The sequence below is a fragment of the Sphingobacterium faecium genome, from assembly GCF_003054045.1.
Lineage (GTDB): Bacteria > Bacteroidota > Bacteroidia > Sphingobacteriales > Sphingobacteriaceae > Sphingobacterium > Sphingobacterium faecium.
This window is the reverse complement of the sequence record NZ_QBKH01000006.1, coordinates 68,838-82,060: the sequence shown is the minus strand read 5'-3', so window position 1 is coordinate 82,060 and position 13,223 is coordinate 68,838. Positions and strand designations below refer to the sequence as shown.

Annotated in this window: 12 protein-coding genes; 7 read left to right on the top strand and 5 right to left on the bottom strand. The window is 38.2% G+C overall.

The genetic code is table 11. The features are described 5' to 3' along the window. Positions 1–9: 9 nt before the first annotated feature. The 3 genes from C8N37_RS16810 to C8N37_RS16800 form a co-directional block, all read right to left on the bottom strand. Positions 10–1,161 carry a FecR family protein gene (locus tag C8N37_RS16810; RefSeq protein WP_108159998.1) on the bottom strand — a complete coding sequence of 384 codons (1,152 nt, stop codon included), beginning with the start codon at positions 1,159–1,161 and terminating at the stop codon, positions 10–12. Positions 1,162–1,326: 165 nt separating this feature from the next. Further along, positions 1,327–1,917 carry an RNA polymerase sigma factor gene (locus C8N37_RS16805; protein WP_108159997.1) on the bottom strand — a complete coding sequence of 197 codons (591 nt, stop codon included), beginning with the start codon at positions 1,915–1,917 and terminating at the stop codon, positions 1,327–1,329. A gap of 12 nt (positions 1,918–1,929) precedes the next feature. Beyond that, the gene (locus tag C8N37_RS16800) at positions 1,930–2,325 is read right to left on the bottom strand and encodes a hypothetical protein (protein ID WP_108159996.1); all 396 of its coding nucleotides are present in this window, start codon (positions 2,323–2,325) and stop codon (positions 1,930–1,932) included. Positions 2,326–2,578: 253 nt separating this feature from the next. Here C8N37_RS16800 and C8N37_RS16795 point away from each other — a divergent pair, with 253 nt between their 5' ends. Next, positions 2,579–3,532: a LytTR family DNA-binding domain-containing protein gene (locus C8N37_RS16795; RefSeq protein WP_108159995.1), complete on the top strand. Its 954-nt coding sequence runs from the start codon at positions 2,579–2,581 to the stop codon at positions 3,530–3,532. Between the two features lie 41 nt (positions 3,533–3,573). On the opposite strand, the gene C8N37_RS16790 is transcribed toward C8N37_RS16795, so the two are convergent. Then, entirely contained in the window at positions 3,574–3,957 is a 384-nt protein-coding gene (locus C8N37_RS16790; protein ID WP_108159994.1) for a hypothetical protein, read from the bottom strand. An 83-nt stretch (positions 3,958–4,040) separates the two neighbouring features. Between C8N37_RS16790 and C8N37_RS16785 the strand changes: the two genes are divergently transcribed. From C8N37_RS16785 to C8N37_RS16765, 4 genes are all read left to right on the top strand, one after another. Beyond that, positions 4,041–4,889, top strand: coding sequence for a LytTR family transcriptional regulator DNA-binding domain-containing protein (locus tag C8N37_RS16785; RefSeq protein ID WP_108159993.1), 849 nt, complete (start codon positions 4,041–4,043; stop codon positions 4,887–4,889). An 83-nt stretch (positions 4,890–4,972) separates the two neighbouring features. Next, positions 4,973–5,446, top strand: a complete 474-nt coding sequence (locus tag C8N37_RS16780) for a hypothetical protein (RefSeq protein WP_146171097.1) — start codon at positions 4,973–4,975, stop codon at positions 5,444–5,446. Positions 5,447–6,215: 769 nt separating this feature from the next. Further along, positions 6,216–7,205 carry a transposase gene (locus C8N37_RS16775; RefSeq protein ID WP_108159991.1) on the top strand — a complete coding sequence of 330 codons (990 nt, stop codon included), beginning with the start codon at positions 6,216–6,218 and terminating at the stop codon, positions 7,203–7,205. A gap of 485 nt (positions 7,206–7,690) precedes the next feature. Beyond that, entirely contained in the window at positions 7,691–8,197 is a 507-nt protein-coding gene (locus tag C8N37_RS16765) for a DinB family protein (RefSeq protein WP_108159989.1), read from the top strand. 44 nt (positions 8,198–8,241) lie between these two features. Here C8N37_RS16765 and C8N37_RS16760 read toward each other — a convergent pair whose 3' ends face one another. Next, a complete protein-coding gene (locus C8N37_RS16760) occupies positions 8,242–9,039 on the bottom strand; it encodes an XRE family transcriptional regulator (RefSeq protein ID WP_108159988.1) in 798 nt (265 codons plus the stop codon). A gap of 74 nt (positions 9,040–9,113) precedes the next feature. Between C8N37_RS16760 and dinB the strand changes: the two genes are divergently transcribed. Then, positions 9,114–10,295: a DNA polymerase IV gene (dinB, locus tag C8N37_RS16755; protein ID WP_108159987.1), complete on the top strand. Its 1,182-nt coding sequence runs from the start codon at positions 9,114–9,116 to the stop codon at positions 10,293–10,295. Beyond that, positions 10,276–13,212: a DNA polymerase III subunit alpha gene (locus tag C8N37_RS16750; protein WP_211322293.1), complete on the top strand. Its 2,937-nt coding sequence runs from the start codon at positions 10,276–10,278 to the stop codon at positions 13,210–13,212. The genes dinB and C8N37_RS16750 overlap by 20 nt, the downstream gene beginning before the upstream one ends. The last annotated feature ends 11 nt before the right edge of the window (positions 13,213–13,223 follow it).

Here is a 13,223-nt window from a genome sequence, read left to right as displayed (position 1 = left end):
GATATTTATTTACTCTTGCTTGACGGTGATCCTCCTTCCTTCTATTTTAAAAGTCACCTTCACAAATGCTGAAATGGCTTCTAATATTTCTGATAACTTTCGATCCTTCGGAATCTCCATCATAAATTCTTCTTTTGATAAATGTGGAGGATAGGTAAACTCAACATCATACCAACGCTCCAAATTTTTAAAGATTTCACCAAGCGTCATCTGGTTGAATACAAATAAATTTTTCGACCACGCTGTTGCTTCCTCTGCATTCACATTCCTTGTCTCAAATTTATTCTTGTTGAACTTGCTCTGCTGGCCGGGTTTCAAAATGACTGTTGCATTTGTCTGATCGGATGTAAGTGCTACTTTTCCTTCTAACAAGGTGGTCTCAGTGAGTTCTCCACCATAAGATTTTACATTGAAATGCGTACCCAATACAGTCACCAATTGCCTGTCCGTTGTTTCAACCTTAAAAGGATGCTTTAAATCTTTTGCTACTTCGAAATAACCTTCTCCGATGAGTTTTACCAAACGGATGCTGTCGTCAAATCGAATCGGATAGCTGAGTGATGAACCTGAGTTAAGGATGACCTTAGAGCCATCAGGAAGCATAACGTTGTAAAGACCCCCATTTGGAACATGAAGCGTTGCATAAGCGACTTGATCTGTTTTTGAAATCAGCCCCCCGTTTTCATATGCTATAGCAGACCCACCAATTTGAATTCCATTAGTGGTACTGTCCAATTGTATTGTTCGACCGTCTGAAAGGACAAGGGTTGCTTGTGAAGAACTTGGAGGAAGTACATCTGAGCCGTAAATGCTGGTCAAAGCCTTTGAGTTTATCTCTTGTTTGGTAATGACATAATACATGGATACTAGCCCAACACCAATCAAAAGAGCAGCAACAGCTGTCCAATACTTCCATATTTTTTTGACCTTTTTATTGCTGCCCGTTAAAGCATGGATGTTATTCCAGCGCTCATCGACAATTTGTTTAATCTGGTTGTCATCAGAATTTTCGGTCTCACTCTTTAAATGGTCCTGGATAAGACGCGACAACCATTCTTCATTCTCATGAATACCAAAATAGTCATACAGCTCTTTTAGCTCCTCCACATTGGTCTCGCCATTGATATATTTGTAAAATAATTGCTTGATGTTGTCTTCCATAGCCGTAATTATGACCTTTTAATAGTATTACAGTTCAGGGCAGAAAAGTAATAGGGTGTAAATGATTTTTTTTAAAATTTATTTTGAACAATTTCATACTTAAGAAGCCAGCTCATGTTTGGACATGGAACTGGCTTGAGTATGTATTATTAAAGCATTATGCTTTTAATGTGTGACATCAATTAAGACGCAGCAAAGGATTATATAGCTATGTGGTTTCAAGTATTCACGCATCTTCTTTCCTGCCTCCTGAATTAACCTATTTACTGCCGGTTTGCTTATTCCGGCTCTAACCTGAATCTCTTTATAGGATAGCCCTTCAATTTTATACAGTGTATAGATTTCGCGTTGTCGTTCGGGGAGTTTTGCCAGTGCTTGATCAATGGCAAGTTTCATTTCTTTCTGGTCTACAAATCGGGAAACGCTATCAAATCCTTCTTCATTGGCGGGCAGCGATTGGAAATATATTTGCCGATGTAACGCATTCGCAAATTTATTTTTTGCCATATTTGAGGCAATAGTGTACAAATAACCACCTAAAGACTGTCCGGGATCAATATCTTCCCTCCGCTCCCAGATCTTTAGAAAAAGATCTTGTAAGACATCTCCGGCGAGTTCTTCGTCACGTAGCAGCTTGAACAGCTTTGCGGTAAGCTGGTAGGCATATTTATTATAAAGCTGTTCAAAGGCTGAATGATCACCTTTCTTCAATTGCTGTAGCAACTCCTGCTCACTATATTCCACACGAGATTTCATGACTTTATTCTTTTATTCTTCAAAATCAAAAATATAGATGAGTTCGCCGGTTGCAGTAACTGTTTCACCAGGCTTATTTGATGCTTCGATTGTACTCGAATCTAGGAACCATTTGCCCCTTCCTTCACCTGTATTTGTTGTGAGATAATCAGCCGGCAATATCAAGTTAAGCGGCAACCTGTTGGCAAAAGCTATTGATGCTTTTGCTGCAAGTGAAGCAATAAATAGTGGGTCTAATCCTTGTAAATAATTCACCTGATCCGTACTCAGTATGACATGCTCATCTACCCAGTTGATGTAGTCTGCCAGCACCGCATTGGCTTCGGCAATTAACGAATTGTCATCTAATACATAGAGCTGGGATTCTAAGTCTTTAAAACCTTCCGGGCTAAATTCAACTTTCTCCATAATCTTATAAATAAGTGGACTAAAAAAAATACTGAAATATCAGTGGTTAAAAATTGGATATCCTTATTGGAATTAGAATATTATTAAACTTATTACTAATATAAGGAAATTATTTAATATATTTAGAAGATATGTAGCACCTATTTTTGATAAGGGAGGCGTATTGGAAAGAAATAATCATAAACCAGTTATAAATTATAAAGATTTTTTGTTTCGCGGCATAGCTTGTTTGCTGGCTGCACATTACATCGTTATGATGGGAAGGCCCGACCTGAGCACATTCCAGGCTTTGATGATACTTTCTTATTACCCCACACTTCTAGTTAATTATGCTATCGCGCTTATTGTGGGAATGGGGGTTAAAAAAGTAACTATTCTCCTGGATAGCTATCACGACTGGTACAGCGATTTATGGCGTAGAGCCATGTTACAATTCCTTTTTGGAGTCGTAGTCGTATCTATCCTCTCCTTCTTTCTGGTTTGGATTTATTTCTTTGCATTCGGGCAGGATCTTACTGATTCAGGATATCTGGATTATGAACTTCCATTCTCTATTGCACTAATTACAATCCTGAACTTTTATTATGTTGCCTATTATTTTTACATGCATCCGAGATCCGAACATGAAATAATGCCGGCAGATAAGCAAGAGGTACAAATGGATATGGTACCATTTACTTACCAAATGGAAAGCCCCATAGAGGTTACAACACCAGTTGAGAAGGTTGAATCAATAACAAATAGCGAATTAGAAACAAACAATGGTTACGCGGAGAACACAATGCTTAACCATAAAGCTAAGGAGGCCGAACAGAAAAAAGAGCCAAAAGAAATCCTAATAGTGGATACGCCATTAAGGAGTATTCCGATAAAACTGAAGGATGTAGTCATCTTCTTTATCTATAACAAAACCCTATTCATCGCAACTAAGGGTATCAAAAATCTTGGTGACTGTTATCAATATTCAGGCACGCTATCTGAATTGATGGAATATTTGGATGAACGGGACTTTTTTAGAATCAACAGACAGTGTATTGTGAACTTTAAGATGATCGATGCATTTGAAAATACAACAGATAAGGGACTACGCTTATTATTTAAATCGGAGTATATGAAACTGGATGATATGAAAACAGAAGTATTCGTAAAAACATGTATGGTAAGTGGCGACCGGGTTGCCAGCTTTAAAGATTGGATGAACAGATAAATGCTGCATAGTTCGCATTTCGCAAATGCAGCATTTATTTATTAAAGTAAGGAGAATTCAACATTGACCTCAACGCTTCCGTCTAAGTCTTGAGCACTATCGTTAAAGCTGATGTTGCCGAATAGGTTCGCTCTTGTTTCTTTGATTCGTCTTGGTGCTGGATTAGCTGGTATGGCTGGAAAAGATATCGGTCCGCGGGTTAAAAATGCAGCGGCAAAGAGGTAACCGTAAAATTTGTTTACTTTTTCCGTATAGGTACCGAGATAATTTGCTTCATCTGTTGTGAGTACAAATTTTGCACTCAACCACGATGAAAAATCAGTTGCAACAGAATTTGCTTCTAACAAAAGATCGCTATCGGAAAGCCCGTAAAGTTCTTCCAGGTATGCGTCTACATCAATAGGTGTTAAAGTGGGTTTTGGCATAAGGTTTATTGTTTTGCGTTTATGATATTGACTAATATATTAATTATAAAACAAAATTGAAAACAAATAATTCAATTAATCACATGGACGTTGAAAATCTATTGGACAAATTTTGGTTCAGGCTGGTAATCGTTTTGGCTGCTTCAGTGTATATAACTGAACTGGGAAGTGTCGATGCTTTGACAACCAGGCTCCGAACGCTTGATTTTTATAAGGAGTATGTTGCTACTGTCTTGATTAGTTTATCCGTAGTAGAGCTGGTAAACTTTGTTAATAATCGCTTAGAGAAGAAAGTAACCTGGCATGGCCACGTTTTGTATAGACTATTACTTCAGGTATTGTTCGGATTGTTTTTACCATTGGTTTTAGTTTTTATAATGGCTGCAATTTACTTTTATAGCTATGATGTTGATATCATGAGAACGGATTACCTCTATTATGGTTTTCCATTTGTGGTCGTATTGATCCTCATGCTTAATGTGATTTTTATCATGACTCCATATTGTTTACTGGGGATTCAGTTCTTAAAAGGAAATCATGCACCAGTGCCGGTAGCTCAAATTTCAGAGGAAATTGTTGAAGACTTGAATACAGAACTTAGGATAAAAGTTCAGGATGGAATTAGTGTGCTTTTTTTAAGGCCTGATCAGATCGCTGCAACCTATATAATTGACGGAAGAGTCATAATACGAAGTAAGGAGGAAAAAGAATTTTTGACAGACCTCACAATGGATGAGTTAGAAAAGGAGTACTTGAAAAATGATACTTTCTTTCGTCTCAATAGACAATTAATCACCTCACGTACTTCATGTAGAGCATACAAGCCTCTGGAATACGGAAAAATTGAAGTGGAACTTTTAATGCCGATTCCGGTGAACGCTGTAGTTAGTCAGCTTAAAGCAAAAGCCTTCAAGGAATGGATAAATAATTAGTAATTTGGGCGAATAGGGTATTGATCAGTAATGAGCTCATTTGACTCAACCATACCAAATAGATTATGCGCAAGAATTATTTTATGAATTGTTTCATTTTGGTTTTACCCATACTGATTTGGAATGTTTTTCTAACCAACAAATTACCGGTTAATTATCAGCAGGACGTCTTTTCAAGAGGAATTCCGGCTTATGTAACATTGGGGGAAAACGTCACAAGAATTGTGATCTTTTTATTAGCATTTCTGATGCCTTTAAATTTACGTAGCGACAGGCAACGATTGGGATTATGTATTTATGTAATTGGGTTGCTATTGTATTTTGCCTCCTGGTCTATCTTGATCATTTTTCCTAATAACACTTGGAGTGAAAGTATGTTAGGATTTTCTGCCCCTGCATATACCCCAGCAATTTGGCTATTGGGAATTGGCCTTATCGGGGATTCATTTTATTTTAGCCTACCTTTCAGACGCTGGCCTTTTATTGCCGTTTCTGTGGCATTTCTAGCTTTTCATATCAGCCATACGATTTTAGTCTATAATAGAATAAGCGTATAAAGAAAAAAGAAAAAATCATACTCCAAGCAGCATTTGTTAAGTTTTTTGACAACTTGAAAACGATTCCGTCCTTACTAACATAACTTCATAAACTTATTGATACATGATCTGCATGATTCAAAACATTTCATTCAAATTTATTTTTACCGTTAAAGTCCCGGATTATACCATACTTTCGCGACTCTATAATGTAAAGGGCTCTTATTATTTCAAGTTGAAAACTGCTTGATAAATATGCACTATGATCATTACATACACTCATTGGAAGAGAGGTTGTATAGGCAATACAATGTCGTTTCCGGGGATAATTAACATTATTGTCAGTCGTTAGTGACTATCAATCGTTCTAAGACTCCGGTATACGAATTGGAATAATCAGGTCTCTAAATTACTATTCCTTAAGAGCACTATTCCTTATTGCAAGCCCTCATTTGAGGGCTTGCTTGTTTCTAACATTCGCTTCAGACTAATCATTTGCCATCATCATAAAAAAGCATATTTTCGCAGCCAAATAGTAGCAACAACACCGAAGCTACCGGGAATTTTTAGTACTTAACATAGTTGTAGGTAACTAGACATTATGATAAATTATCGGTTTAGGTATATGAATATACGATTGGCTGAAATTCTTTTTCACAGCGCATGTTATTCTTTGCTGTTGCAAGCCCTCGAAAGAGGGCTTTTTTTTAATTGGCTCCTATTGGAAAATCCTATACTTTTGCCCGCGTCGAACCATACTGCAATTATTAACTTAATCAATTAATTAATAATGGCACGTATACGTCATGTTGTCGGTATTGACATCTCTAAAAAAACATTAGATCTTGCTCTATTTTGGGAAGGGGAATATTCGGAAAGTTTCAAAATCGATAATAACCCTGCTGCTATTTCAATCTTTGAAAAGCATATTAAAAATTTGGGATGCAAGGTATCCAACACTATTTTCTGTGCGGAAGAAACAGGCGTGTATGGGGAATTCCTTAAACAGTTTACAGAAAAAACTAAATGGCGCGTATGCTTTGATTCGCCCTTAAGGATACACCGCTCGCTGGGGATTGTAAAAGGAAAGAACGACAAGGCTGATGCCAAACGTATCGGAGATTATGCCCTAAAGAACTTAAAGAATCTTTCGTATTATGCACCACCTCGAAAAATAATACAGGATCTCAGGTATTATGATACATCTATCGGTCGCTTGTCAAAAGCCTATCTCCTTTTGGATTCTAAGCGAAAATGTAACCTGGAATTCAACTTGCCAATATATTCAGATGCTTACCTGAGATCGATGTCAATGATCGAAAATGATATAAAGCAATTGGAGAAGTGTATTGCCGAACTTATCGCGGGGGATGATAGGTTGTCGAAATTGAAAGAGGTTATCTGTTCTGTGCCAGGCGTAGGGCCTAAACTGTTCCGTGCACTGATAATTACAACAAACGAATTTAAAAGTTTTGATTGTCCTAGGAAATACGCATCTTACGCTTCCATCGCTCCCTTTATGAGCGAATCAGGAACCAGCTTGAAAAGAAGAAGCCGGGGAACAGCGATCGGTAATAAAAGCATGAAAACATTGTTGCATATAAGTGTCGTTTCCAGTTTGCGAAACAAGAATGCGCATTTTTATAAGTACTATATGCGGAGGAAAGAGCAGAATTATAAAGGCATGAAATTGATGAATGCTTTACGAAACAAAATGATACAAACTGTATTTTCCTGTGTAAATAATATGCAACAATACGAAAGCCCCGGGGAACCTTAAATATTGTTTAGTTCTAAATAACTATCAATCGTTCTAAGGTACCGCAAATCGAAATGGCTATTAAAAAATATAGATTTTAATATTTAAGTACGGTACAAGCCTATGTTGCATGGCCTCGAATTTTCGGGGCTTTATTTATATTTTATCCTGTCTTTACTATTGCTTCGGCGAGCTCACTAGACATAGACATCTTATTATAATGCTTATTTAACCATGACTCGCCATTCTTGACCAGGCGATACTCTGTATTATATATTACTATTGATATTTCATTCGGACTTTTACTTAATAGAGTTTTTAATTTCTGTGTTTTTCTTGTCATCTGACAAGTGATTAAACTTCAATTCGTGGTACTTTTACAAAATAGTTGGGATGAAATGAATATCTTTTATTGGATTCGTACAAATAGGTAAGCTCATTCAAATTGGCTAGTTGTGTATTGCCTATATAAATAGCATGTTTTATTAAATAAAATTTTACAAAAAATGCAAGAAACTACATTCCAGGAATTTCATAATACAGCATTGGGACTAATAAACCTTCTTAATCATTTAACAGAAGAGCAGTTAAACTATCAACCAGATCAAGGCTGGTCTGCCGGTCAGCTTGCGGACCATTTGTTGAAATCCTACGCATTCGTTAGGACATTGAATGGTGAAACAAGAATGACAGTACGACCTATTGATGAAAAATTGGAACCTGTTAAATTTATGTTCGCGGATGATTCGCTTAAAATGGAATCTCCCAAAGCCATTATTCCCACAAACGAAAAAATAAATAAAGAAACCATAATTAGTGGTTTACAAAAAAAGATTGAGCAAATAGAAAAAGTAATCAAAAGCGAGGACCTCTCTTTAACCTGTATTGATTTTTCAATTCCTGAATATGGTGAATTCACTCGATACGAATGGATATGGTTTAATATTTATCACACACAGAGACACATTCGCCAATTAGAAAATATCGTGAAGACAAATAATTTAGTACAATGACAACACGCAAAATTATACTGACGTATTTTTTCTTGCTATGAGATTTATTTTCCAAGCCTTCCTTTAAGTTCTCGAATCTCTCTTATAATCATGTTAAGTTCTGTCGCTGCTTCAGGCATCTCTTTGCTTGTGTATGCATAAAATTTCCAGACCTCCAATATCTCTTCAGCTTCTACAGTATAAGGAGCATAGGCACTATTCAAAGATTCTAAAAGCACATTTTCACTATTCTGAAATGTCAACAATTTAAACACCATATCCTGCTGGCCTTTTAAAATGACGATAGCAGGTGTGGCAGGTTTCAGTGTGGTCCAATCCTCCACAAATTGACCAGTAACATCCGCGCCATCCGGTATAGGCAACATGGAATCTCCCGATATTGGAAATATTCGAAATGTCCCCTCCGCAGGAATATGAGGTAACTTGAATTTCGGGAGTTCAGCAATATATTCAGGGTCTGAGTATCCACCATCAGAATAACCCGCCTTTGCTTTCAAGGGTACATATTGGGTCTGTTCCGTATTTGTTGAATCTACGCTTATAGCAAGAATGCGAATATTTCCTCCCTTTAAATAAATATCATTACCGGCCTCTAACTCCCGCAATTTAAGTTCGCCAAGTTTACTCAGATCAACTCTCAATAAACTATCAATACTTATCTTAAAAAAATTTGATATTTCAATGTAATCCAATGGCTGAGGGGCTTTAGTATGACCCGTCTCTAGTGCTCCTAATTTCGCCCTTGTTACATTCATTTTTTTTGCAAGCTCTTCCTGGCTGATTTTCCTGCGCTCTCGAAGGAATTTAAGGTTGATTCCGAAAAATATTTTTTGCTCTTTCATATTGAATTGCTACTTTAACAATCATACAATTGCTACTAATTGTAGCAAATATATAAAATATTAATGCAAAAACCATGGATAGGCATATAGTGCACTGCGATTTAGATACTTTTTTTGTATCGGTGGAAAGGCTGATAAATTCAGACCTAAAAGGAAAGCCTGTGTTAATAGGCGGAAATGGCGACAGAGGTGTGGTGGCCTCGTGTTCATATGAAGCGCGAAAATTCGGTGTGCATTCAGCAATGCCAATGAAATTGGCCTTACGATTGTGTCCTGAGGCTACAGTCGTACGCGGAGACCACGACCTGTATGCTAAATATTCAAATATCGTTACTGAAATTATTGAAGGGGTCGCTCCTATTGTAGAAAAAGCATCAATAGATGAGCATTACCTGGATATCTCCGGCATGGATAGGTTTTTCGGTTCCTGGAATTGGACAAAAGAGCTTCGGTCCAAGATCATAAAAGAAACAGGGCTACCGATCAGCTTTGGACTATCGGTGAATAAAACGGTATCCAAAATTGCTACCGGAGAAGCAAAGCCCAGCGGAGAAAAACAGGTGGCTGATGGAACGGAGAAATTATTCCTAGCTCCCTTATCTATTCGGAAAATTCCGCAAGTGGGTGAAAAATCATATTTGCTGCTCCGCAATATGGGTATTTCGCAGATTGAAACTTTACAGCAAATGGAAGTCTTTACCATGCGCCGGGTAATGGGCGAAAATGGAGTGTCTATATGGCAAAAGGCCAATGGTCAGGATAACACTCCTGTTGTGCCTTTTAGAGAGCAAAAATCTATGAGTAAGGAAACGACATTTCAAATAGACACCATAGATATGAATATTCTGAGAAGGACACTTATCGCTATGGTTGATGAGCTGGCATACGAATTACGCGCGCAACAGAAACTTACTGGTTGTATCACCATCAAAATCCGCTACTCTAATTTTGATACCCATACACAACAGATCAGTATTAATTATTCAAATTCTGATCGAGTGATCACGGAAAAGGTAATGGAACTATTTAAGAAATTATATAGTCGACGTATGCTGATCCGTCTCATAGGTGTGAAATTTTCTAAGCTGATTCATGGTTCTTATCAAGTTGATCTTTTTAACGACACCCAGCAAGATATTAACCTCATGCAGGCGATCGATAAAATCAGAAACCGTTTTGGAGTCAATTACATAAAAAAAGGTATTTGTTTATTGGATAAAGAAAAGGGAGGTGGACATGATGATCAATTTGCATAGCTATTATAGTCTAAGATATGGTACCTTAAGTTTAGAGGATTTAATTACGGGGATGCTGGAAACAGGACACGAAACAGCAGTGTTGACTGATATAAATAATTCATCAGGCTCATTGAACTTTCTGCGCCTGGGCATGAAGGCTGGACTTAACATTCTTGCAGGAATGGAATTCAGGAATGGTGATCATTTATTATACATAGGAATAGCAAAAAATAACGAAGGATTCCGTCAGCTAAATGAATTCATGACTGCAGCGAATAGAGATAAAAAAGTATTGCCTGCAGAAGCACCTTTCCTGGATCAAGTTTATTTTATTTACCCATATCGAAGCAAGCAGGTTCCTGATTTAAAAGAGAATGAATATATCGGCATCAGGCCTGCTGAGCTGAATCTGATCAGATTTGAGCCTGCTACTAATTTGGAGAAATATGTGATTTTATCTCCTGTTACATTTGCTTTAGCAGACTATAAATTGCATTGCCAATTGCGAGCGATAAATCATAACATCCTTTTTTCTCAATTGGATAAAAAGATGGTTGCTTCCAAAGAGGAAGTGTTTGTTTCAAAGGTAAAACTACTTGAATTGTACCGTGATTTTCCGCTTTTGATCCGGAATACAAACAAATTATTGGGAAGCTGTTCTTTTGATCTGGACTTTAAAAAAATTAAGAATAAAGAGACTTTTACGGGTAACCGCACGAACGATCGCCAGCTACTGCACAAATACACCCAGGACGGTTTTGCACGAAGATATAGCAAAACAGATAAAGTAGCCACAGAGCGTATAAAAAAAGAATTGGAGATCATCGAAAATCTGAACTTTTCATCATACTTTTTAATAACAGATGATATATGCAGGTACGCACGCTCAAAGGATTATCATTACGTAGGCCGGGGATCTGGCGCGAACTCCGCGGTAGCTTATTGTTTGGGCATAACGGATGTTGATCCGATAGAACTCAATTTGCCATTTGAACGTTTTCTAAACCCCAAAAGACAGAGCCCCCCCGATTTCGATATTGATTTTTCCTGGAATGATCGGGACGATATCTACGACTATATCTTTAATAGATATCAGAGCGGAAATACAGCCCTCATGGGTGCTATGAGTACTTTTAAGCACCGCAGTACCTTGCGAGAGCTAGGTAAAGTTTATGGCTTACCCAAAGCTGAAATAGATCGCTTAGTCCTAGACCCCCAAAACATGCTCAATGTAAATGAAGTCACCAACACCATTCTTTCGGTATATAATCGGATGGTGGACTTTCCGAACCAGCGCACCATTCATTCAAGTGGGGTATTGATTTCTGAATTACCGTTGACATACTATTGTGCTTTGGACTATCCGCCAAAGAGCCTTCCCACAGTGCAGTTTGATATGTACGCTGCAGAAGAGATGGGATTTGAAAAGTTTGATATCCTATCCCAGCGCGGGATTGGTCACATTAAAGACTGTCGCGAAATTGTAAAACAGAATCGAGGTATTGTTATTGATACCAGCAATCCAAAGCGTTTTTTTAAAGACCCTAAAATTGCGGATCAACTTCGGTCTAGCAATACCATTGGCTGCTTCTACATCGAATCGCCCGCCATGCGGCAACTGATTACCAAATTGTGCTGTGATAATTACTTAACGTTGGTTGCTGCATCCTCCATCATTCGACCTGGAGTGGCTTCTTCGGGCATGATGGCTGAATTCATCCGCAGGCACCATGATCCGTCTAAAGTGGTCTATCCGCACCCGGTGTTTAAGGAACAGTTGGCTGAAACGTACGGAGTAATGGTGTATCAGGAGGACGTGATGAAAATAGGAAACGCGTACGGAGGCTTGGATATGGCGGATGCAGATGTATTACGTCGAATGATGTCGGGCAAATACCGCAGCAAAGAACACCTCATTGAGATAGAGGACAAATTCTTTACCCATTGCAAAAAGATGGGCTACCCGGAAGCGACCAGCCGCGAAATCTGGCGCCAGATGGAAAGCTTTGCCGGCTATAGCTTTAATAAAGCGCACTCCGCCTCTTTCGCTGTGGAAAGCTACCAGAGTCTATTTCTAAAAACCTACTATCCTAGGGAATTTATCGTGGCTGTGTTAAACAATTATGGGGGTTTTTATAATCGCAAAGTGTATGTGAACGAAGCGAAAAGAGCAGGTGCTTTAATTAATCTGCCATGTGTGAATAACAGCGTTTATAATACGGCCATATATGGGGATGATATTTACCTCGGTTTTGACTCTTTACTGAACATGGATAAAGAACTTGCTTATCGAATACCGGAGGAACGTTTAACGAACGGCGAATATACAAGCCTTGAGAATTTTGTACTTCGAACAGGTGTAAGTCTGGAACATCTCATAATTCTAATAAGAACTGGAGCTCTCCGTTTTACTGGTCAGGCCAAGAAAGAGTTGTTATGGGAAGCACATCTGCTACTTTCTAAAGACAAGAAAGCCAGCACTGGTCCAATGCTGTTTGAAAGTAACAGCCGGAAACCTGTACTTCCAAAATTGATCAGTTCAATTTGGGAAGATTTTTACGATGAAATTGAACTCATAGGTTTTATTGTATCCGGCTCTATGTTTGACCTGGCCAAAAGTGATTACAGAGGTGATGCAAAAGCCCGTGATCTGATACAATACCAGGGAAAGACCATTCGCATGGTTGGTGATTTTGTGGTCGAAAAAAGAGTAATGGCAAAGAACGATAAACTCATGAAATTCGGAACCTTTTTGGACGCTGATGGCGAATTCTTTGATACCGTGCATTTCCCACCGTCATTAGCTTCGTATCCCTTACGCGGTGCTGGATTGTATCTAATAGAAGGTCGCGTGGTTTTGGAATTTGGTTGCCCCGCAATCGATGTGATCCGTTGCGCCAGAATGCCTTTGAAACCAGACCCAAGAAGTATTTAATTTTTAAATGT